Genomic DNA, 22,740 nt, shown 5'->3' on the forward strand with positions numbered 1-22,740 from the left:
CCACTTTATTGATGGTTTTCTGCTAAATAACCTTTCAATTTTTCCAAAAGCTTAGAATTTTGCAGGGTTACTCCCACTTGATTATTGAAAATTTGCATATATTTTTCATCACTTTCATCAAAACTCGTTTGAAATTGATTTGGTACTTCTAGATCGTAAGCTAGTGAGAATTCCGAAAAATCTCCGGTTTTTCTTTTGTTAATTAATTGGCTGACAGCAATCAAATCACCATCAGGGTTAAATACTGGCATACATAGTAAACTGCAAGTACGATAACCTGTTTGTTGATCGGTTTTTCGAGCGGTTTCTGAGTCTGGGTGATTGTACAAATCAAAGGGAATATTTATTAGTTTTTTGGTTTGGGCAACTTTGCCTGCGTAACCTTGTCCCACTTTAATTTTGATTTCTTTAAAGGAACCATCTTCAAAGAGGATTTCTGTCCATAATTCTCGTTCATCATTATCTAATAACCAGAGGGTACTGCGATCGGCATTAGTCAGTTTTTTCGCTTCTTCCATTACCCTTTGCAGAATTTCTTTAATCTCCATGCTACCGTTACTAACAGTGCGTGTAGCAGCAATTAAAGCCGCCGCTACTCGTTGTCCCCGCGCTGTTTTATGATAGGAACGGAAACTTTCTAAAACTATTTTGATTTCTTGAGCATCTTTAAGCAATCGTTGTTCATCAGCAGTATTAAAGCCTTGTCGATCAATCTTTTCTGCTAAAGGCTTACTTTTAGCAATTCCCGACTTTAATTTATTAAGTAATTGCACTACTGCCACTAAATTTCCCTGCTCATTTAACAGCGGATAAGTTAACATTGTATAAGTACGATAATTGTTCTTTTTATCTTGTTCTTTGGCTGTAGTCGATCGAGGATCGTCATAAAAATCGAAGGGAATATTAATTACTTTTTTATGGGCTGCTACTTCACCAAGAATACCTTTATTCGTGGGAATGCGAATTTCCAGAAATTCGTCACTATCTGATTCAGCAACAATTGACCAAAATTCATTCTTTTCTTCATCTAATAAAAAGATGCTAGTGCGATCGGCATTTAATGACCTCCCCATTTTTAAGGTAATTCTGCGTAAAATGGAATCAATAATTTCATCACAACCTTGAATATCCATAACGCTAGTGAGTACAGCTAAAGCTTGCGTCACCACGTTATTCGGCTGATTTTTTAACTCTTCTTTTAACGCCTCAAATTTCTTCGCATTATGCAATGCTACACCAGCTTGCTCGTTAAATGTTTTCATCGATTTTTGATCTTGAGAATCGAAACTAGCTTGAAAACATTCTGGTGCTTGAGGCCAATCATTTGGGTTATATTTAGGGAACTCACCCAGTCTTTTTTTGTTAATTAATTGGGTAACACCAAGTAATTCTCCATCTGGGCTAAAAACTGGCATACATAGTAAACTACAAGTCCGATATCCAGTTTTTTCATCTGTGTTTTTAGCGGTTGCAGAATCGGGGTGTTTGTAAAGATCGAAAGGGATATTTAAAGGTTTGGCTGTTTGAGCAACTTTACCAGCAAAACCTTGTCCAACCTGCACTCTAATTTCTTTAATTTCGCCATTTTCAAAGGGAATTTTTGTCCAAAGTTCATTTTTTTCTTGATCTAAAAGCCAGAGGGTGCTGCGATCGGCATTCATCAACTTTTTTGCCTCTTCCATAACTCTAGTTAAAGTAGCTTCTGAGTCTAAACTACTTTGCGAAAGAGATACTGTAGCTTCTGTTAAAGCCTTTAATGCTTGGACTTTTTGGGTTTGTTTATAAAACAATTGGCACTTTTGCAAAATTTGGCGAATTTTTGGTGCATATTCTGCAAATTGTTTTTCATCTATTTCAGTAAAACCTTGGCGATCGATTCTTTCTGATAACGAAGCGCACGGATTATTATGTGCTTTAAGCTTATTAATTAATTGAACAACTGTAACTACATCTTTATGTTCATTAAATAGTGGTATGACTAGCCTATTGTATATGGGATAGTAAGTTTTTTCTTTACTTAAATCTGGAAAAATATTAATGTTTTCCTCGCCAAATTTAAATGGCTGATTAATCAGTTTTTTAAAGTTACTAACTATACTTTCAGTTTGTTGATTAACATTAATTTCTAATTCTGGTTGCTGGCTATACCTATCTGTAGCAGTAATTGACCAAAGTTCTTGGTTCTCTTCATCAATGAAAAAAATTCTGGTGCATTCAGCATTCATTAATTCACCTAATTTTTTGGTGATTGAACCGAGGATTTCTTTTAGAATAAATTCAAAAGCTTTACCTTCCATTGCATCTAACATAGAAAGTAATTTTTGCTCTTGAGCTTCAACAACTTGGATAAAATCTGCTTGTAATTCAGCTAAAGCTTTGCCAACCCAGATATGGTGAAATATCTCTGCATAAATGCGGTTACAAATTTTTAATTTTCCCTGGTGTTTAACTACTAGACCAGAAAGACGTAATTCTATTTGTTCTGTACTTTCATCGGCTATAACTTCTTCTTCCCGCAACACTTTTTGATAAATATTTAATAGCGATCGCGACCTTTTACTAATTGTCAATAACCGATCTCTAATCGTTCTTAAATGCGGTGGTTCATCCCCGGCTTCCCAATTTTCAATTAAACGCGATCGCACCAACTGTTGGACAAACTCTTCTTCTTCATTCGCGGGAATATCAGCTTCCCAACAATGAATTAAATTACACAGTTTTTGCGTGAGAAATGGTTGTCCTCCCGTCCAATCCAATACAGCTTTTAATATAGCTTGGGAATGATGCACTTTATTTGCTAAACCTTCAGCTAAAGGCCCAATTTCTCCTAATTGAAAGCCATGTAATTCAATCGCACGCCCAATATTAAAAGGTGTCGTTTTTTTGTCTTGAATTAAATCCGATGGCGTGGCTACTCCAAGTAAAGCAAAAGTAATTCGGTTGTCTGGTTCATTACAAGAACGAATATAAGCAAAAAAATTATCTGTGGGAAAGTTGAGGTTAAGAACGCTATCAATTTCATCAATAAAAATAACAATTTTTTGATTAACTGATTCTAGAAGTACTTGTTCTATGAATTCGCTTAATCGGTGGACAGGTGTGAGAAAAGCACGATCGCGCAACCAACTTTGTAAATTAATTTTTTCTACTAATTGAAAGCTGGTTAATAGCCGCCGCATGATTCCCGCATACCATTGATCCGGCGTAATATCTTGACTACCAATTTTATTTAAATCAATTGCTGCACAGGCGAAACCTTTTGCTTGTAATTTGTGCATTGTTCGCACTCTCAAGCTAGTTTTACCCATCTGTCGGGAATTCAAAACATAACAGAAATCGCCAGCTTTTAAACCTTCATAAAGTTCTCGATCGGCTTGTCGTACAACATAACTGGGTGCATCTAAAGGTAAATGTCCGCCCACTTTATAAGTGAAAGTCGAATTTTGTGTTGTAATCATTATTATTTATTAATGAGTAGAGAACACCGCTAGTGTAAGAAGGCAAAAGGCAAGAAAATTTTGCTGTTTTGTTTACTATCGATCGATACTTAATTGCTTGTTCATAAGCGGTCGCGAAAATAAAGTTTGTATAAATTAAATCTCGGAATTACTTGATTTCCCTGAAATTTTACCAAGCCCATACTATGTAATTTAAATGCTGGCACAGATTCCAATTCTATGGGTGTGTCCGCCGTCACTACTTGAGCAAAAGCATCTGCCAATTCTGGATGCTGTTGCAAACTCCATAAATGTCTTCGCAAATGGTCATTATAAAGACCCGCCTCTGTAGGTGCAGTTTCTAAGAGTTTTTCTAAGGTAATTTCGTTTTGAGAAATTCGATAAAGTGCTAATCTAATTAAATAAGGATGCCCTCCTACTAAAGTCATTAATTGCTCAATCTTATTGGTCTGCCAATTTAATTGATGTCGATCGATTAAAACCTGTATCTGATTAAAATTAAACTCCGGCAATTCAATGGGCAAGCCGACATTAAACGGGGATTGGTTAACGTTTAAAGGTATATAAACTTCAGTGGAATGTACTACTACTAAACGCAATTTTCCCCAAAGATTGCTATCACCACTGCCATACCCAGCTTCCTCAAACCAAGCACGTAGTAACCCAAAAAAATCATCAGCAATTTTTGGGTATTGGAAAATGCGATCGACTTCATCCAAACCTAAAACTAAGGCACTATTAGCTGCTGGTAACAAATAATCTTCAAAATAAATTGTGCAATTATCCTTACTACCATAAGTATCTGTCCAGAACTTATCTAGCTGAGAAGCTAAACCTAATTTGCGCGAAATTATCGCACAAAACCATCTTAAGAGTTGATTTAAATCCGTAAAAATTTCTGTATCTGCTAACTGAAAACTCAAGGGAACTGTACGGTAACTTAATTTTTCTTCTGCATGATACAAAAGCCTCGCCATTAAAGATGTTTTGCCCATTTGTCTGGGTGCTTTAATCCGAATTAACGCCCCAGGTTGAGAAATAGCTGAATAACACTGATTTTCACAAGGAACTCTTTCGACATAAAAAGCTGAAGCTAGGCGCACTTGTCCGCTGGGTATTTCTGGTTCTGCTACTGGTAAAGGAATTCCAGGCGTAACTTTGTAAGTAGATGGGGGTTTAGAGTTCTCCCATTTGACTACTTTTCCTGATAATAAACTATTGATTTCTTCCAGTAAATAAGGCGTATCACTAGGAGAATTCCACTCGCGTTGTCTGACTTCGGCTAAATAGCCACGTAAATCATGATTTAAAATAGTATTAGCTGGGCACTTTACCCGAATAGTTAATAATGTTAGCTGATGATTTCGCTGGCGATCGCGCAACTCCCGCACCCGCCGCAAAATTTCTATCACCATTTCACTTACAGCAGATTCGGGAGATAACAATAGCAGAAAATAATCGGATTGTTGCAACTTATGATTAATATCAGCAAACCAATCTGCCTCAGCTTGATAAGAATTAGAATTTACTTCTACCGCATTGTGAAAACTGAGAGGAAACTTGTATGATTGTCCGCCTAATTGTGCGATCGATCGCTCTAACTCCGTTGCTAAATTAGCATCAGGTTGCTGATGATGGTAACTAATAAAAAAAGTCTTAGCTGCACCTATACTTGGCAAAAAAAACTTATTTTCTAAACTTGATCCAGTTAGTTCTAACTGAGAATTTTTTGCTTTAAATGCTCTAGTTATTGCACCTTGCAAAGTTTTTTTCTTTACTTCTTCACCTAATACTTGAGATAACTTTCTCCATAACCTATATGCAACATCCTTTTCCACATATTCAGGATTTTCAGGATGAATCTTGTCATAAGTTAGTCCTGACCAAGAACCAATAAATACCTTTCTTTCCAAATCATTCAAATACTTTCCTGCATCATCATAGACTAACTTATCAACAAATTCCAAAGCTTGCTCAACTTCCATACAACTAACTTAAGTTCCTATTGCTGCTGCCTAGTTAAAACTATATAATCTAACATCACCCTGAGCAATCAGGATTAGTATAACAAAAATTTATAATAATTGTCCATTAATATTAAATTACTGAGTTTTACAGAGTTTTCCTGAATAATTCCCACTCAAGTAATTTAAATGTACAGACTTTTCCTGAACAGTTAAAAATTAAATATATTCTGAAATTTTTTAGATATGGACTTTCCTGGTTTGATGTCTCTTAAAATATTGCTATAACTACTATTAAAGCCCAATAATGGTTTATTTTGAGTCCTAAGACAAAACAGATAATAATCTGGCACTTTTTCCAGGGATAGTCTATCAAAATACTAATAAAGCAGCCAATGCAAAACATTTCCGGGGGGAAACTATGTACAATCCTACAAAATACATGATCGATGGTTTCGTAGAAAACTTACAAGCTGGCTACCGTCGCAATTACGGAGGTTTGAACCCTGACTACGCCGATATTATCGGCTGGGCAGCTAACATGGCGCTAGAAAATATTGCCAACAGCGATGCTTTGTATCATAACGTGGAACACACAATCTATGTCACCTTAGTAGGGCAGGAAATTCTTTGGGGTAAGCATATCCGTGAAGGTGGAGTAAGTTGTGAAGATTGGTTGCATTGCATCATTTCTCTTTTATGTCACGATATTGGATTTGTTAAAGGTGTGTGCCGAACTGACAAACCATCAGAAAGAAAATATGCCACAGGCATAGATGATGTGATGATTACATTACCATTTGGTTGTACTGACGCAAGTCTCAATAACTATCACGTAGACCGAGGAAAATTATTTATCCAAGAACGTTTTGGTGGACACAAAATTATTAATGCCAACATCATCAAAAAAAACATTGAACTAACTCGTTTTCCCGTACCAAAAGATGAAGACCATCAAGATACAAAAGAATATCCTGGATTAGTTCGTGCAGGGGATTTAATTGGTCAATTAAGTGACCCCCGCTATTTACAAAAAATCAGTGCTTTGTTTTATGAATTTGAAGAAACCGGAATGAATAAAACTTTGGGTTATAAAAATCCCAATGATTTACGGAAAAACTATCCCAAATTTTATTGGGGAGTAGTTTATCCTTTTATTGAACCTGCTTTAGAATTTCTCGACGTAACTTTGCAAGGTAAGCAAATTTTGGCTAACTTATATTCCACTGTATTTCGGATGGAACACTCTCAACAAAAAGAGGATTAACAAGTAATGGGATTTGAAGATTTAAGAAAATCTCAAAAATACCCAAATTGCCCATTACTAATATTTCTAATCTATTTCTCTTCTGCCCTCCAAAGCACGGGCTAATGTTATTTCATCTGCATATTCTAAATCTCCACCTACTGGCAAACCAAAAGCAATCCGCGTTACTTTGGTAAAAGGTTTTAATAATTGACCTACATAAAGAGTAGTTGTTTCACCTTCTACGCTAGGAGTAATTGCTAAAATTACTTCTTTTGGCTTTTGTTGGCTTACTCTTTTCACTAATGGAGAAACATTTAATTGTTCGGGGCCAATACCATCCATTGGGGAAATTACACCGCCTAAAACGTGATATTTTCCGCTAAATTCTCGCGTTTTTTCTAAAGCAATGACATCGCGAGAGTCGGCGACTACACAAAAAGTATTGCTATCACGATTTGGGTTGCGGCAAATTTCGCAAACTGGTTCAGCTGATAAGTGAAAACAAACGGAACATAAACCAACTTGCTGTTTGGCTTCTATTAAAGCTTGGGCAAGTGCTTGGACTTCATCTTCGGAACGTTTCAAAATATGTAAAGCCAAGCGTTGCGCCGTTTTTGGGCCAACTCCTGGTAAACGTTGTAATTGTTCAATCAAACGAGCTAAAGGGCGTGTATATACCATTTTCAGTTAGAAATGCTGAGTACTGAATCAGGATTTTCGCCTCAGCATTCAAATGCTAACAACTTTAGGTTCTCTCGTACTTATAGGGGTTAGGGACTGAGGACTGGGGACTGGGGACTGGGGATTAGGTAATTTTTAGATTTGGTTTCTCGTGCATAAGGTGATAAGTAAACTTTTTATTCGGGGAATACCTGATTTATGAGGAGTCCAAGTACCCAATCCCTATTACCCAATTCCCTCTTTAGAAGTCAAAGTAGATATAAGGCAAACCTTGTTTGGGGGCTAGCATCCAAACTGCATACAAACTCAAGGGTACTAACATAATTTTGATCGGCCAATTTAGTTGTAGCTTTAAACGGCGATGCAGGGCAAAAATTAATCCCATGATGCCGACTATTGCCCAAAGTAATAATGTGATTTCTTCTCTTTGAAGTCCGATCGCTTCTAAGTATACCTTTTGGGCAAACTGAACATCAGCTTGGTGTCCCCACAAATGAGTAAATACCCAAGTAGAATCTTGTAAATTAGGTAAGCGGAAAAAGATCCAAGAAGTAAATACCATTAATTGAGTAATCGCCCAAGCTAGGACTATACCGGGAATAGTTTGCCACCATTTTTTCAGGATTGAAACATTATCAGATAGGGTTTCTGTTAAGCGGTGAATTACTAAAGCAATGCCGTGATATGCGCCCCAAGCGACAAAACCCCAAGCTGCACCATGCCAAATTCCAGCGATTAACATGACAACTAATAAGTTAAAACAGGTGCGTCCCAAACCTTGTCGAGAACCTCCAAGGGGAAAGTAAAGATAATTCCGCAACCAATCTCCTAGTGTAATGTGCCAGCGTCGCCAAAATTCAGCAATGCTAGTAGTAAAATAGGGGAAATCGAAGTTTTGTGGTAAGTTTAATCCCAGTAACAAAGCTGTACCCAAGGCAATATCAACGTAGCCACTAAAATCAAGATACAGTTGTAATCCATAAGCAAAGGTTGCTAACCACAAATCCCCGCTACCAGCCCGTTCTAAATTATCAAAGCTGACCCCAACTAATATGCCGATTCTATCTGCTATTAAGGCTTTTTTGACTGCTCCACAAGCTATTAACCAAAGTCCTTCTACTATTTGATTGGTACTGGGAAATCGTAGAGTATTTAATTGTGCTGCTAAGTGATGATAACGGGTAATCGGCCCAGAAATTAGTTTAGGAAAAAACAGTTTGTAGGTAGAAAATTTGAGGAAATTTCCGGTAGCTGGTGCACCGCGATAAACATCTATTAGATAAGAGATACATTCAAAACAGAAAAAGGAAATTCCCAAGGGTGCAATTAGTTGCAGGTTCAGCCAAGTTGCTTGTTCTTTAATTACTGGTAAGTTAAATAGGGAAGCGATCGAATTTAGGAAAAATGGTACATACTTGAAGCCAAACAATAAGAAAACATTCAAGAAAATTCCTAACCATAAAAAGCGCAAGCGTTTCTTATCCCAATTTTCTTGTACTTTTTGCCATTCTTGATTAGACAATCGCCAATCTTTGGAATTTAACCTTAATAAGGAACGTTTACCTAAGATTAATCCCAAGCGAAAGTTAAAAAATGTCAGCGCAAAAAGTAAAGGAATGTAATAAATTTGGATAGAACCATAAAAGATTACGCTAGCTAACAAAAGTATCCATAACCGCAACCACTGACTTTGAATTAGCCAGTAAATTGCTAGGACAGCTAACAGGAATACACCGTATAAAAGGGAAACAAAAGTCATTCTCTCTAGTTGATAGTTAGGGACTGGGTACTAGGGATTGGGCACTGGGAAAGGCAGAAGTCAGAAAGGAAGAATAAGTATAAGGAGCTAATATTTACTTTTCCCCTCTGCTCCCCTGCGCCTCTGCTCCCTTGCTCCCCTGCTCCTTGGGCCAAGGAATTAAGGGATCTAGAGCTAGTCTTTGAGCTACAGCAGCAGCGCCATAGCGGTTTAGGTGACTGGGATCGGAAAAGTATTCATTTTTGTTAGGCCATAATTGATTCCAATTACGGAACACAAATCCTTTTCTTAAGGAAAGGCGCAACATATAAATTTCAAATTCTTTTTCGTATTGTCGCCTGTGAGAATCTAAGTATTCTTTGGTCAGGGGCAAATTGATGAAAACCAGAGGAATTTGCAGAGATTGAGTATACTGAACTAAAGATTCCAAGGCGGCGTTTTGTGGCCCTCCTAAATAGAAATCTTTGTAGTCTGTATCATAATCTCCTTTGACTTTGGCGTGGTTTTCGTAGTAGGTATCGGGATTAAAGCGGAGAGAAATGGGTAAAAAACCATCCCAATTAAAAGGACGTTCCTCTATTTCTTCATTGCTCAATCGCACTTGACCCGGTTTTTCTGGTTCTCCAAAACTATTCGCAAACCAATCGCGTAATTTTGTATTTAAGCGATCGCGTTCTTCATAACTTGCCGATATCTCGCCCAATTTTTGATTTAACAAATTATCTACATCTTGGGCTTTTATTTCCCCCATATTTTCTGATAATTCGGCAACAATTGTTGGGGCTTCTTGATTTTTTGGAGTTTGATTAGCTAAATCTTCTGGTTGTTCTAGTTTATGAAATGTCCCTGCTTCAACTCCTTTGTAACCTGGAGATGTAGTCAGTTTACTATAAGTTAAATCAAATCTACCGCTATTCATAGCCCTTGCGCCGTCTGCCCAAATAATCAATTTAGGCATTTCTTCTGGGGTAAGAACGCGGCGAATTAATAAGTCAGCAATTTGAGCGGTTCCACCATTTATTCCGAAGTTGAAAATTTGAACTTTGCCGTAACCTTGCTCTGCTAAAGCTTTTTGCAAAATTGCCGGATCGATCCCACGCATAGCACGAGAACTACCGACAATTAATACATCAGGAGGGCCTTGTTTTTCTATTTGTTTTTTGTAGATTGCCAGTTTTTCATCGAATTGAGTATTGTCAAAACTGGGTAAATCTGAATGTTTAACATTTAAGGTAGCATTTTCCCCTGTGGGGTCTACCTTTACTTCTGTATCTCCTGGTTTTGTAAATCCAGTAGTATCAAAAATATTTTCTGGTTGGCGGCGTTTGCGCTGACGAGATCTTCTTTTTTTGGTGGTATTTTCCTGGACTAATTCTGTGTTGGCTGCTGCTGGTTTTTCTGGTGTTAGATTTTCATTTTCATATTTTTCCCGAAAAGCGGCATCATTCAACACCGGGGAATTTTGTTGGGGACTGTCGGCCATTTTCAGTACACTACCAACAATTAAGTCTGTACTTAAAGCCAACATAATTCCCAAAGCTCCCCATACCAAAGCTACTTTTGCGCCGCTGTAATTGGCATTTCCTGGTAAAGCTAAGAAATTTTGGGTTGTTTCGCTGGGGGTGCAAATTTGCGATCGCGTTAAAGTCGCATAGCAAGACTGTCCAAATTTACCAACTCTCTCCTGAAGTTTCTCGAATTGCGTTTCTAGCCAACCAGGAGGTAAATCTTCTGTATCGGGAATCTCACTTGTAAAAACAATTTCTTCCGAGTCCGAGTCAATTTTTTCTGTTACATAATGTTCGCTAGTGGCGAATTCTGGGGTACTCTCTGGAACCACAACCCCACGAGCCGTAAAATCTCTGCCGTAAGACCAACTCGGTTGTTTTTCCCCCGCCCGCCGACCGTAAACTCTTACCCCAGCAATGCCCGGAATTTGCAATTCACTAATAAACTGAACAACGGGCGAACCTACTTGCTGTTGCAGCGGACAAATTAGCGCATCAGTCATGACGTACAACAAATCTTCCCGCCGCCGCACTTGAATGCGAATCCCGCCTGTTGCTAACCGCCAATCAATATCTGTATTTAATAATTGCCCTAATAAAAATTCCAAAGCTTCTTCATCGCCATTCGCCGCTAGGGAGCGAGTAGACTGACCTAATTGAGGATGATTATTGCCTGGTAAATCTAACCATTCAACCCAAACTGGCGTTTCGTCTAAATGTTCGTGACCATAAATAATTCCAGCTTTCAACCCTTGGGGAGCCAAGGTTCTTATAATTGGGGTGAGAATTGCGATCGCCCTATGCTTATCTGGCACAATATCCGGGCGCACATTGTAATTTCCCCGGTGAAATTGCTTAATTCTTTCCCAATTCGGTGTAGTGCAGGAAAGATGCAGCGTTGACTCCTTAATCACCGCTGAAATTTCCATACCATGCTCTTGCGGGCGGTTCAGCAAGCGTTCGATCGCCACCTCATCCCCCCACTGTGCCCACTCCCGCAGCATCTCTTCGGGCGGCGTTAAATCTACCCGCAACATCCAATCAGGAGACTCTTCCCCTGTCACCTGACTGAGAATTACCGCATCTTGGAAACCCGCCAAATTTAACTCTCGTAATTGTTGGGCAACGGGTGCAGCTAACAAAGATGGATCGGGACTGTAACCACTTTCACAGAATACCCATAACCGCTGCTTCGGCGTACCTAAATCTTTACTTTTAAACGGATTTTCTCGGTGTTTACTTTTTGTCTTCACAGGTAGGATTTTGGTGATTACTTTCACCGTCACCCCCAAATGACTCAGATGCTTGCTTAAATAATGAGCGATCGCATCTGCATTACCTTGACGCGCCTGACTTTCCCAATACTCATCATCACCAACCTCAACCACCTGAGAACTAACAATTTCTTCTGAAGCTGTCCCCTCACTCACCGATTTCATCGCTAACTCTTGACTATTCTTAACTTGTGGCGCTTTTCCAGAATGGGTTGTTCTTGAGGGAACTAACTGCTGAATATCTAGTTGTTCTGTCCAATTGGGTTTTTTTTCACCTAACACCCGACCGTAAAGAAACACCCGGTTAATTGGCAGTTGTTCTCCACTCAACAGGTTTTCTCGTCCAATGGCTTGCAGAGCCTGTGTCACTCGCTCTATTGCTTTTTGCCTGTTAGGACAATCTCGACCTTCCCAGAGAATATGCAGAGTATTCTCCCGCACCCGGGCTCGTACCTGCATCCCCGCAAGTACTAGCTCTCTTTCAACCCACTGAGTCAGGTTGATTGGGTCAGATGTAATTTGGCGTTGCTCTATGTTCAACATTAGGGCGCTAAATAAAGACTGAGGAAGAAACTGAGGACTAACACTAGTACCGGAATGCAGAAGCTAGAGGGCAGTTGGCGCAGCCTGCTGACCGCAGGGAGGCATTTGCTCCAAGGTAAGAAGGCTTCTATATTCAGCTTGTTACCTGTGTTCAACTGTCAATCATTTTGCTACGATGCACTAGTTTTCTGAATGCCGACCTTGGTTCTTACTAAATCAAATTACGAGTGGCATTATATCCTGCTCTGGTTAAAATACAATCATCCAATCAGGATTTTTGCACTTCTCAGTTGAGACTTCACTTCACCTCTGATGTCGTTTTTCCTTGAGTTTGCTACATCATGATTGACCAAAACTAGGGTGTAGAGTGCAGGGTGTAGGGTTTGGGGGGGAAAGAAAAAATTGTATTTTTGTACACCCTGCCCCGAAACCATTAGGAGTACAAGCCCCCACCAATTACCCCACACCCTTTTCTCGTTCCCAGGTTGAACCTGGGAATGAGGTCTTAGGAGGTTCTACCTCCATTGCGGCAAGATCTGAGTCAAAACTTAAAACTCTATTGGAGCCTTCTGTCTTTTGCTATACGTTCCAATTATTCTTTTTGACACCTTTGTGTTAAACAGTTTGGGCAAATCTGTTTCACAATAATTAATGAACAAGTAGTTGCTCTTGCTTACGAAAAAGTAATCAATTTTACAATTTGTCCAAAAACAGGATTCTGGATAATTAACACTGAAGTTATTTGGTTATACTATCGAGGTACATTATGAACTCTAACAGCATCAATCAGCCAGAAACACGAACATCCCAAATCCCAGAAGCAACCTTTCCGGTAGAAATAATTGTTAGTTTAGCTACAGGCCCTTTACTTCTGGGTGTATTATGTGGAAAGGCTTCATTAAAGTTTCTCCAAGCAGTAGGGGAAGCAAGCGAAGAAGTATTTCGCGGCGATCGCTTGCCAGTACTGCAATTTCCCAAAGTTGAATCTGAAGGAAATTAAAAGTTGTGCAGTGGGGGCAAAAATCTCTAAGATTTCCCCATACCGAGTTACTAAATATGTAACGCGAATTCCCAAACCTAAAAGAATAACACAATTGTAGAAAATATTTTCGAGGACACCGCAGTAAAAATAACTGCTCATTTGAACAAAGGTAAAAAGCGGAACATAAATGCCTTATACCTTCTGCCTTGGAGCCTTCTTTTACTAAGGCTGGCTAAATTGGTTGAATTTTCCACTAATCTAGCTTAATAAGCCTCGTAAAATTTTTTGGTTATTATAGCTTGGATAGAACAACACCTATGAGTCCGACACTCCAATCCGATCAGGCAGTTCATCTCGCTTCCCCATCAGACCTATTTTTGCGACATCGCCTAAAAGTCGTAGAGGACTTATGGGAATACGTTCTTTGCTCCGAATGTGGTCAAGAACTTGTAGACTTGTGTAATTACTTGCGATCGTTATGTTCCCCAGAAGGACAAGCTACTGGTGATAACCTTCAAGAAGACGAAGTTTTTCGGATCATTCAAAATTTAGAAATCAATGATGCCATCCGTGCAGCGCGTGCTTTTGCCCTGTATTTCCAATTAATTAATATTGTCGAACAACACTATGACCAAAGGGCGCAACAACAAGCTTTACGCATGGCGTTTAAGCAAGATGTTCCCGATCCAGCACTGCAAGCATTTACTAAGTTAGATGATGAATCTCAAGAAAGTATTCCCGGAACAGATTCTTTAGAAAAAAGTTGGCAAGCAGCAAATTGGTCACGTAAGGAAAAGGGAACTTTTCAATGGTTGTTTCCTTACTTGCGAAAGTTGAATATGCCGCCCCAAGCTGTCCAAAAATTAATTGATAATTTGGACATCCGATTAGTATTTACTGCACACCCAACAGAAATTGTCCGGCATACAATTAGAGATAAACAACGCCACATTGCCAAGATTCTGCAAAAACTTGATGATTTAGAAGAAGGAAGTACGCTGCTCGAAGAAGCAGAAAATTCTTGGGAAGGTAAGTTACTCAAAGAAGAGTTAACGGAAGAAATTCGTCTGTGGTGGCGAACTGATGAATTACATCAGTTTAAACCTTCGGTTTTGGATGAAGTAGATTACGCTTTACACTACTTCCAAGAAGTTTTGTTTGAAGCAATTCCTCAACTTTATCACAGATTAGAAAATAGCCTCAAAGGTGTCTGGCAAAATTTGCGCCCTCCAAAACCTAATTTTTGTAAGTTTGGTTCTTGGGTAGGGTCAGATAGAGATGGGAACCCCTTTGTTACTCCCGCAGTTAGTTGGCAAACATCTTGTTACCAGCGGCATTTGGTTTTGGAAAAATACATAGGTTCAATAGACAAATTAATTAATCGTTTAAGTTTGTCTTTGCACTGGTGTGATGTTTTGCCAGAGTTGTTAGAATCTCTGGAACAAAACCGTTTGCAAATGCCGGATGTTTATGAAGAGTTGTCAATTCGCTATCGCCAAGAACCATATCGGTTAAAGTTATCTTATGTGAAAAAGCGATTGGAGTATACACGCGATCGCAATTGGCGACTCTACAAAGGTGAAGCTTTGCAACTAGAAGCTCTACAACAAAAACAGCAAACACCGATTTATAAAACATCTGAAGAATTTTTAGCACAACTGCGATTAATTCAACGTAACTTACAAGAAACAGGTTTAATCTGTCGCGACTTAGAACAACTGATTTGTCAAGTAGAAGTTTACGGATTCTGTTTAGCGTCTTTAGATGTCCGCCAAGAAAGTACCAGACACTCAGAGGCAATCAACGAAATAGTTGATTATCTGCAAGTGTTACCTTGTCAGTATAATGATTTAGCTGAAGACGAAAAGATTAAATGGTTAGTTTCGGAACTGCAAACTAGAAGACCTTTAGTTGCTAACGAGTTGCCCTTTAGTCCACAGACTTGCGAAACAATTGAAACATTGCGCGTGGTGCGGCAAATGCAGCGAGAGTTTGGTGAAGAAATTTGCCAAACTTATATTATCAGCATGAGCCATGATGTCAGCGATTTGTTAGAAGTCTTACTGTTTGCCAAAGAAGCAGGACTTTACGATCCATCCACAGGTGAAGGAACGCTGCAAATAGTACCACTATTTGAAACAGTGGAAGATTTGAAAAAAGCTCCTTCCATCATGCAAACTCTGTTTGAATTGCCATTTTATCGTGCTTTACTGGCAGGTGGTTATCAGAAATATGAAATAGAAAAGAAAAATGAAGTTAGTAATAATGTTACTTCTTTCAGTCCCTTACCTTCCTCATTACAAGAGGTAATGTTGGGTTATTCTGATAGCAACAAAGATTCCGGTTTCTTAAGTAGTAACTGGGAAATTCATAAAGCGCAAAAAGCCTTAGAAGCGATCGCTTGTAAGTATGGCGTTTCCCTCCGCATTTTTCACGGTAGAGGCGGTTCTGTCGGACGTGGTGGCGGCCCTTCCTACGAAGCAATTTTAGCCCAACCAGGACACACAATCAACGGCAGAATTAAAATTACCGAACAAGGCGAAGTCTTAGCTTCTAAATATTCTTGGCCGGAATTAGCTTTGTACAATTTAGAAACTGTCACCACAGCAGTAATTCAAGCCAGCTTGCTGAGAACAGGGTTCGATAATATTGAACCTTGGAACGAAATCATGGAAGAGTTGTCTGACAAATCTCGCCAACACTATCGCAGTTTGATTTACGAACAACCAGACTTTATTGATTTCTTCATGCAAGTAACACCAATTGAAGAAATTAGCCAATTACAAATTAGTTCTCGTCCCGCTAGACGAAAAACTGGAAAAAAAGATTTAAGCACATTAAGAGCAATTCCTTGGGTATTTAGTTGGACACAAAGCCGCTTTTTATTACCAGCTTGGTATGGCGTAGGAACAGCACTTAATCAATTTTTGCAGGAAAATCCCCAAGAAAATTTGAAGTTGTTACGCTACTTTTATTACAAATGGCCTTTCTTCAAAGTAGTGATTTCTAAAGTTGAAATGACTTTATCGAAAGTCGATTTACAAATCGCTCATTACTACATGAAAGAATTGTCTGCACCAGAAGATTTACCCAGATTTGAAAAGTTGTTTGCTCAAATCTCTGATGAGTATCATTTGACTCGCGATCTAGTTTTAAACATCACCGATCACAAACGTTTGTTGGATGGCGATCCTGATTTGCAGCGATCGGTACAACTCCGCAATGGTAACATTGTACCTCTGGGATTTTTACAAGTTTCCCTGTTAAAACGCCTGCGTCAAAGCAAATCGCAAAGTCTCACTGGTGTAATCGACTCCCGTCACAGTCGCGGCGAATTACTCCGAGGTGCATTATTGACAATTAACGGTATTGCAGCCGGAATGAGAAACACAGGCTGATCCAGTAGGGTGCGTTAGGCACAGCTGTAACGCACCATTTTCCCTTTTCTCGGTACATGAAATGGCATTAGTTTACCCAAAAATAAATACTGCTAAAGATTGATTTATTTATTAGTAAATTGTAAAGTTTTGTGTGATTTAGTATTTCAAAACACATTCCTTAACCTGAGCTTTATCACTTAACCTTACTGTCGAGTATCGACAGCATCATCCTATACATTTTTAAACTATGTCGGTTAGAGTTCAATTAAAGCGGAGAAAGCTGCTAGTTTTCCTGTGTCTTTCAGCCTTTGTCGTTGCTAGTAACGCAACCAACCATCTCCGTCCTCAAAGTGCTACTGCTAAAGACTCTTCATTGCTTTTAGCTCAAGGTGGAGCACGTCTCACTGGTGCTGGTGCATCTTTCCCAGCCCCTCTATATCAGCGTTGGTTCTCAGACTTCAACAAAAAAAATCCCAGTACTCAAATCAGCTATCAATCTGTTGGTAGCGGTGCTGGCGTACAACAGTTAATCAATGGAACCGTAGACTTTGGTGCCAGTGATGTGGCGATGACTGACGCGGAAATGGCAAAAGTTTCCAGAGGCGTAGTGTTAATCCCCGCAACCGCAGGTAGCGTTGTTGTGGGTTATAACTTACCTGGTGTTAATTCCCTAAAACTCTCTCGGACTACATTACCTGCGATTTTTTTGGGTGAAATTAAGAGTTGGGACGATCCGAGAATTGCTAAAGATAACCCTGGAGTCAAGTTACCAAAGACACCTATTACTGTAGTCTACCGTGCTGATGGTAGCGGTACAAATGCAATTTTCACTGAGCATTTAAGCGCCATTAGCCCTACGTGGAAAAGTAAAGTTGGGTCAGGCAAATCTGTATCTTGGCCTACAGGACAAGGTGCTAAAGGTAATGAAGGTGTAACTGCTCAAATTAAACAAACTCCAGGAGCAATTGGTTACATCGAATATGGCTATGCTAGAAGTAACAAAATTCCTTATGCTTCATTACAAAATAAAGCGGGAAATTTTGTGGCACCCACTCTTGAGAATTCTAGAGCAGCTTTAGCTTCAATACAATTACCATCCAACTTACGTGCCTTCGCCCCAGATCCTTCGGGAGGAAATTCCTATCCAATTGTTACTTACTCTTGGATCTTGGCTTACAAAACTTACCCAGATGCTAATAAGGCAAAAGCATTGAAGCAAGCCCTGAATTATGGATTAACCACAGGACAGGATGTGGCTGATGATTTAGGATATATTCCTTTGCCGCCTAGTGTTGTATCTAAATCGCAAGCAGCAGTTAATTCTATTAAATAAGTTAATTGTTTTTAGTTGCCCAGCTCCCCGACTTCTTCAAAAAGTTGGGGAGCTAATCGTTTTGTAGTTTTTACTACGTATATTTTGCTGATTACCCATTAAAAAGAAAGCTTAGTTAATATAAGAAATGTTTCCCTAAAATACGACTGGCAGATTTTAGCAAAGAGGATAACTCTAATGATAGATGCAGTAACTAATCAATCTCTTCATCGTGTAGTAATTGTCGGTGGTGGCTTTGGCGGGTTATATGCGGCAAAAGCTTTAGGTCGCGCTCCTGTAAAAGTGACATTAGTTGATAAACGAAATTTTCATTTATTTCAGCCACTTTTGTATCAAGTAGCTACCGGAACTTTATCCCCGGCTGATATTTCTTCTCCGCTTCGGGCTGTATTAAGTGATAACAAAAATACGCAAGTTTTGTTAGCGGAAATGCTGGATATTGACCCAGAGCAAAAAAAGCTATTTTTAAATAGTGGTGAAGTTGATTATGATACTTTAATTATTGCTACTGGTGTTAGGCATCACTATTTTGGGAATGAGCATTGGGAAACAGCCGCACCGGGGTTAAAAACAGTAGAAAATGCTTTAGAAATGCGGCGGCGAATTTTTTTGGCGTTTGAAGCGGCGGAAAAGGAAACTGATTTAGAAAAACGCCGTGCTTGGTTAACTTTTGTGATTGTGGGTGGGGGGGCAACTGGTGTAGAGTTGGCTGGTGCGATCGCAGATTTAGCCTTTGCTACTTTAAGAAAAGAATTTCGTAATATTGATACCTCCGAAGCTAAAATCTATCTCTTGGAAGGCATGGATAGAATCTTGCCTCCCTATAAACCAGAACTTTCTGCTAACGCGGAAAAGTCTTTAAACAAATTAGGTGTGACTATATTAACTAAAACTTTAGTTACTAATATTAATGGCGATTTAGTAACTATGAAACAAGGTGAAAAAGAATCACAAATTGCTGCTAAAACAATTTTATGGGCAGCAGGTGTCAAAGCTTCTCCTGTTGGTAAAGTTTTGGCAGAAAGCACAGGTGTAGAATTAGATAGAGTTGGTAGAGTTATTGTTGAACCAAACTTAACAGTTAAAGGCTATCCTGATATTTTTGTAATTGGTGATTTGGCAAATTATTCCCATCAAGATGGTCAACCTTTACCAGGAGTTGCACCTGTTGCCATGAAGGAAGGAGAATATGTTGCTAAACTAATCCAACAACGCTTAAAAGGTAGTGAAAATGCTTTTCCCTTCCGTTATGTTGATGTAGGGAGTTTGGCGGTTATTGGTCGTAATCACGCTGTAGTAGATTTAGGTTTTGTTAAGTTATCTGGTTTTCTAGCTTGGCTAACTTGGGTGTTTGTGCATATCTATTATTTAATCGAATTTGATAATAAGTTAGTGGTGATGATTCAGTGGGCTTGGAATTATTTTACCCGCAAAGGTGGCGCTCGTTTAATTACAGGAAATGAATCTTTGGGCGTAGTTGGAGTTAATGAAAAAGGCGAGTATTATGTACCACCTGCGAAAAAATCCCCTGTAGAAGTTTAAATGTACGACTGAAGTCGCTACAACAAACTTGGTTCGTTGTGAGGACTTTAGTCCTTCTCTATGACGAATGTACGACTGAAGTCGCTACAACAAACTTGGTTCGTTGTAGGGACTTTAGTCCTTCTCTATGACGAATGTACGACTGAAGTCGTGACAACAGGCTTTATTACAGATGATTTGACAATACTGCATTTAAAAATTGTGTCAAAGTAAACGCATCTACACCTAATTCTGTCCTTTCCTTTGCTGCTAAAATACCAGCTTGAGCGTGCCACCAAGCCGCCGTTACTACTCTTTCTGTCAATGAATTTATATTAGCAGCAACCCCTTGCGCTAGCAGTCCACCAATTAATCCAGTTAACACATCTCCACTACCACCACGCGCCAAAGCTGGCGTACTTTCAGGAATAATCCAAACTTGACCAGACCCATTTCCTATAGCAGTTCTTGCTCCTTTTAATAATACAATTGCTTTAGTTAATTCTGCTGCTTTTTTCACTGCTTCAAATCGATTTTGTTGCCCATTTTCAATTTCTGGAAATAACCGTTTAAATTCGCCAGTGTGAGGAGTTAAAACTGTTATTTCTTGGCGTTTTTTTAAAGTGGAAATTGTTCCCAATTGTGCTAGAATATTTAAGCCATCAGCATCTAAAATTACAGGTTTATTGTTAGCTAATACTCCCTCTACAATTGTAGTTGCTTCGGTGGTGATACCGGGGCCACAGGCGATCGCATCATAACCACCTAAATCCACCGTTTCTGGTAAACTAGAAATAGCCCCATTTTCCGTTTCCTCACAACCAATAATTAACGCTTCCGGCAAATGGGAAACTAACAAAGGTTTCAAATATTCAGGAACAGCGATCGAAAGCATTCCCACACCACTTCCTCTCGCCCCTAAACCAGTTAAAATTGCCCCGCCAGCATACCTCCGCGAACCACAAATTAACAGTAAATGCCCTTGTTTATACTTGTGAGTAACTGCCGGACGAGGTAGCGGCAAATGTTGTTTAATAAATCCTGTTGTTACTCGCTGAATTTGCGGCGTTTCCCCCAAAATTGCCATCACATCCGCCCAGGGAATATCAAAATCAATTAAGTCCGCTTTACCCACATATTCTAAAGCTTGATCTTGCAATAAACCTAACTTCCACAAACCCAAACAAAGAGTATGTGTAGCTTTGATTGCTGTTCCTAAAACCTCTCCTGTATCCGTATGTAAACCTGAAGGTAAATCAATACTTACCACAGGTTTAGACCATTGATTTAATTGATTAATATCTTCTGCAAGATTATCTTTAATTTCTCTTTCTAAACCAAACCCAAATAACCCATCAATAATTAAATCACAATCTTGCAGACCCGCAATATTTTCTACATAACATATCCCTAAACTTTGAGCATATAAATCATGTTGCGCTGTCAAATCTTTTAACTTAGAAAAAGGGCGATAAATCTTGACTTGATAACCGCGAAAATGCAACTCCCGCGCTACTACCAAAGCATCACCACCATTATGCCCAGGCCCAACTAAAACACCTATTCGCACCGAAAATTCTGGAAAATCTCTTCTCCCCTCCCCGTTATACGGGGAGGGGCTGGGGGTGGGTTTTAAATATAAGGGAAAAAGCGACTGAATGCGCTGAGAAATTGACCCAGCCACTTTTTCCATTAAAGCTGCAACAGGCATTCCTGCTGCAAAGATGCGCCCTTCTATTTCCCGCATTTGGTCTGCGGTAACAGCTATTTGCTGAATTTTTTCCCGCCTGTTCATTGACTCAAAGTTTAGATTTGTGACCTTTAATTGCCATTATCTAATTATGGCATTCATAACCCCATACTCTCGTAAATAACCTTCCCATTGTCGCACCGTTGCCAAATTATTAAAAGGCCCTATTATCAATAGGGATTTATTAGGATTAGCTTCGATGAGAACTTCATTTTGCTTGCCCAAATCGATCGCCATTTGCCGCACTTGTGCTTCAATAGCAGCCAATTCATCTTGCTCAATAGGAATTACCAACTCATAAGAAGTTTGAGGAACAGCAGTAATACGAGTTCTTTGGGTTTGAACTGGAGTAAAACGATCGACATTATTTGATATTTCTGGTTCTAGCGCCACTCCAGCAAAACGGTTCTGATTACCTGATATTTCTGGTTCTCCTGCCACTCCATAAAAACGGTTCTGATTACCTGATATTTCTGGTTCTATTTGTCTAATTGGAGCCACATAAATTCGACCGTACAAACCATTTCTCCGCAATTCATTAACAAGTGTTAGTGCTTCAGAACGATTTTCTAATCTTCTGACCACAATCACAGTTCGGCTACCAATTCGCTCCACTCTAGCATCTGGTTCTAATAACAGCACTCTATCTAAAAGTGCATATCTATTCTGTCTAGATGTAATTCCCACAAAGACAATATAGCGGTTATTTTCTGGTAATATATTATAGCGATTATAGCGATCGCGCAGAGCTTGATTAGAGCTGAGTACCTCCATTTCAGCAGTAATACCTCTCCTCTGTAATTGTCTAACAAAATTACGTGACCTAGCCAAATCACTCTGCGTAACTATAATAACTCGTCTCCCTCTGTAAACTGCTGGGTAAGCAGATTGTGTTACTTCTTGTTGAACAAGAAATAAAAGTTCGTCACTATAAGTAGGTACGTAAACTCGATAAAGTTGACCATAAAATCCCTCTGGAAATGGTGCCGATTCTACAGCATTGGGATAAACTGGGTTAACTGACTCTGGGGGAAAATTTTGAGCAACGACACAGCATTCCTCAGAATATCTTGCTGTATGTCTTGCTTCGGCTTTTCCTTCGATAAATACCGTAAACAATCCCCCAATCAACAAAGGTAACAGAGATAGCAGCGCCGAAAAATTACTCAATCTCAATTTACCAAATGACCAAAACTGCAACTTGCCAATTCCCCGAAATTGATGTCTCCGATTTTTAGCCATAGTCGTTTTTACTCCTCTTGTTTTAGTTTCCCACACCCTAGCCCAAGAAGGCAGAAGGCAGAAGGCAGAAGGCAGAAGGGAAAAGGCTTTTATGTT

At 39.3% G+C, this 22,740-nt stretch carries 12 protein-coding genes; 5 read left to right on the forward strand and 7 right to left on the reverse strand.

What is annotated here, in order from left to right; translation table 11 throughout:
• Nucleotides 1–5: 5 nt before the first annotated feature.
• Both IQ264_RS07465 and IQ264_RS07470 read right to left on the reverse strand, forming a co-directional pair.
• Nucleotides 6–3,458: a GAF domain-containing protein gene (locus tag IQ264_RS07465; RefSeq protein WP_193980107.1), complete on the reverse strand. Its 3,453-nt coding sequence runs from the start codon at nucleotides 3,456–3,458 to the stop codon at nucleotides 6–8.
• A 101-nt stretch (nucleotides 3,459–3,559) separates the two neighbouring features.
• The gene (locus IQ264_RS07470; protein ID WP_193980109.1) at nucleotides 3,560–5,443 is read right to left on the reverse strand and encodes an AAA-like domain-containing protein; all 1,884 of its coding nucleotides are present in this window, start codon (nucleotides 5,441–5,443) and stop codon (nucleotides 3,560–3,562) included.
• Nucleotides 5,444–5,843: 400 nt separating this feature from the next.
• Here IQ264_RS07470 and IQ264_RS07475 point away from each other — a divergent pair, with 400 nt between their 5' ends.
• Nucleotides 5,844–6,689, forward strand: coding sequence for an Npun_R2479 family HD domain-containing metalloprotein (locus IQ264_RS07475; RefSeq protein ID WP_193980111.1), 846 nt, complete (start codon nucleotides 5,844–5,846; stop codon nucleotides 6,687–6,689).
• A gap of 66 nt (nucleotides 6,690–6,755) precedes the next feature.
• Here IQ264_RS07475 and recR read toward each other — a convergent pair whose 3' ends face one another.
• From recR to IQ264_RS07490, 3 genes are all read right to left on the reverse strand, one after another.
• Complete coding sequence (recR, locus tag IQ264_RS07480; RefSeq protein WP_193980113.1) at nucleotides 6,756–7,352, reverse strand: recombination mediator RecR; 597 nt, start codon at nucleotides 7,350–7,352, stop codon at nucleotides 6,756–6,758.
• Between the two features lie 241 nt (nucleotides 7,353–7,593).
• Nucleotides 7,594–9,111, reverse strand: a complete 1,518-nt coding sequence (locus IQ264_RS07485) for an MBOAT family O-acyltransferase (protein WP_193980115.1) — start codon at nucleotides 9,109–9,111, stop codon at nucleotides 7,594–7,596.
• A gap of 94 nt (nucleotides 9,112–9,205) precedes the next feature.
• On the reverse strand, nucleotides 9,206–12,436 hold the full coding sequence (locus IQ264_RS07490) for a DUF1574 domain-containing protein (RefSeq protein WP_193980117.1): 3,231 nt from the start codon (nucleotides 12,434–12,436) through the stop codon (nucleotides 9,206–9,208).
• A gap of 766 nt (nucleotides 12,437–13,202) precedes the next feature.
• On the opposite strand from IQ264_RS07490, the gene IQ264_RS07495 reads away from it, so the two are divergent.
• The 4 genes from IQ264_RS07495 to IQ264_RS07510 all read left to right on the forward strand — a co-directional run bounded on the left by IQ264_RS07495 (nucleotide 13,203) and on the right by IQ264_RS07510 (nucleotide 19,673).
• Nucleotides 13,203–13,436, forward strand: a complete 234-nt coding sequence (locus IQ264_RS07495; RefSeq protein WP_193980119.1) for a hypothetical protein — start codon at nucleotides 13,203–13,205, stop codon at nucleotides 13,434–13,436.
• Between the two features lie 299 nt (nucleotides 13,437–13,735).
• A complete protein-coding gene (gene ppc / locus IQ264_RS07500) occupies nucleotides 13,736–16,816 on the forward strand; it encodes a phosphoenolpyruvate carboxylase (protein WP_193980121.1) in 3,081 nt (1,026 codons plus the stop codon).
• 229 nt (nucleotides 16,817–17,045) lie between these two features.
• Nucleotides 17,046–18,131: a phosphate ABC transporter substrate-binding protein PstS gene (pstS, locus tag IQ264_RS07505; RefSeq protein WP_193980123.1), complete on the forward strand. Its 1,086-nt coding sequence runs from the start codon at nucleotides 17,046–17,048 to the stop codon at nucleotides 18,129–18,131.
• A gap of 177 nt (nucleotides 18,132–18,308) precedes the next feature.
• Nucleotides 18,309–19,673, forward strand: coding sequence for an NAD(P)/FAD-dependent oxidoreductase (locus IQ264_RS07510; protein WP_193980125.1), 1,365 nt, complete (start codon nucleotides 18,309–18,311; stop codon nucleotides 19,671–19,673).
• Between the two features lie 166 nt (nucleotides 19,674–19,839).
• Here IQ264_RS07510 and IQ264_RS07515 read toward each other — a convergent pair whose 3' ends face one another.
• Both IQ264_RS07515 and IQ264_RS07520 read right to left on the reverse strand, forming a co-directional pair.
• Nucleotides 19,840–21,447 (reverse strand): NAD(P)H-hydrate dehydratase, encoded by a 1,608-nt coding sequence (locus IQ264_RS07515; RefSeq protein ID WP_193980126.1) that lies wholly within the window; start codon nucleotides 21,445–21,447, stop codon nucleotides 19,840–19,842.
• 36 nt (nucleotides 21,448–21,483) lie between these two features.
• The gene (locus IQ264_RS07520; protein ID WP_193980128.1) at nucleotides 21,484–22,644 is read right to left on the reverse strand and encodes a hypothetical protein; all 1,161 of its coding nucleotides are present in this window, start codon (nucleotides 22,642–22,644) and stop codon (nucleotides 21,484–21,486) included.
• Between the last annotated feature and the right edge of the window lie 96 nt (nucleotides 22,645–22,740).

Origin of the sequence: [Phormidium] sp. LEGE 05292, assembly GCF_015207735.1 — a bacterium.
Classification (GTDB): Bacteria; Cyanobacteriota; Cyanobacteriia; order Cyanobacteriales; family Aerosakkonemataceae; genus Floridanema.

Coding starts and splice junctions, on each gene's coding strand:
- IQ264_RS07510 (WP_193980125.1), top strand. CDS start 18,309: ATGATAGATGCAGTAACTAATCAATCTCTTCATCGTGTAGTAATTGTC.
- ppc (WP_193980121.1), top strand. CDS start 13,736: ATGAGTCCGACACTCCAATCCGATCAGGCAGTTCATCTCGCTTCCCCA.
- IQ264_RS07495 (WP_193980119.1), top strand. CDS start 13,203: ATGAACTCTAACAGCATCAATCAGCCAGAAACACGAACATCCCAAATC.
- IQ264_RS07515 (WP_193980126.1), bottom strand. CDS start 21,447: ATGAACAGGCGGGAAAAAATTCAGCAAATAGCTGTTACCGCAGACCAA.
- pstS (WP_193980123.1), top strand. CDS start 17,046: ATGTCGGTTAGAGTTCAATTAAAGCGGAGAAAGCTGCTAGTTTTCCTG.
- IQ264_RS07465 (WP_193980107.1), bottom strand. CDS start 3,458: ATGATTACAACACAAAATTCGACTTTCACTTATAAAGTGGGCGGACAT.
- IQ264_RS07470 (WP_193980109.1), bottom strand. CDS start 5,443: ATGGAAGTTGAGCAAGCTTTGGAATTTGTTGATAAGTTAGTCTATGAT.
- recR (WP_193980113.1), bottom strand. CDS start 7,352: ATGGTATATACACGCCCTTTAGCTCGTTTGATTGAACAATTACAACGT.
- IQ264_RS07520 (WP_193980128.1), bottom strand. CDS start 22,644: ATGGCTAAAAATCGGAGACATCAATTTCGGGGAATTGGCAAGTTGCAG.
- IQ264_RS07490 (WP_193980117.1), bottom strand. CDS start 12,436: ATGTTGAACATAGAGCAACGCCAAATTACATCTGACCCAATCAACCTG.
- IQ264_RS07485 (WP_193980115.1), bottom strand. CDS start 9,111: ATGACTTTTGTTTCCCTTTTATACGGTGTATTCCTGTTAGCTGTCCTA.
- IQ264_RS07475 (WP_193980111.1), top strand. CDS start 5,844: ATGTACAATCCTACAAAATACATGATCGATGGTTTCGTAGAAAACTTA.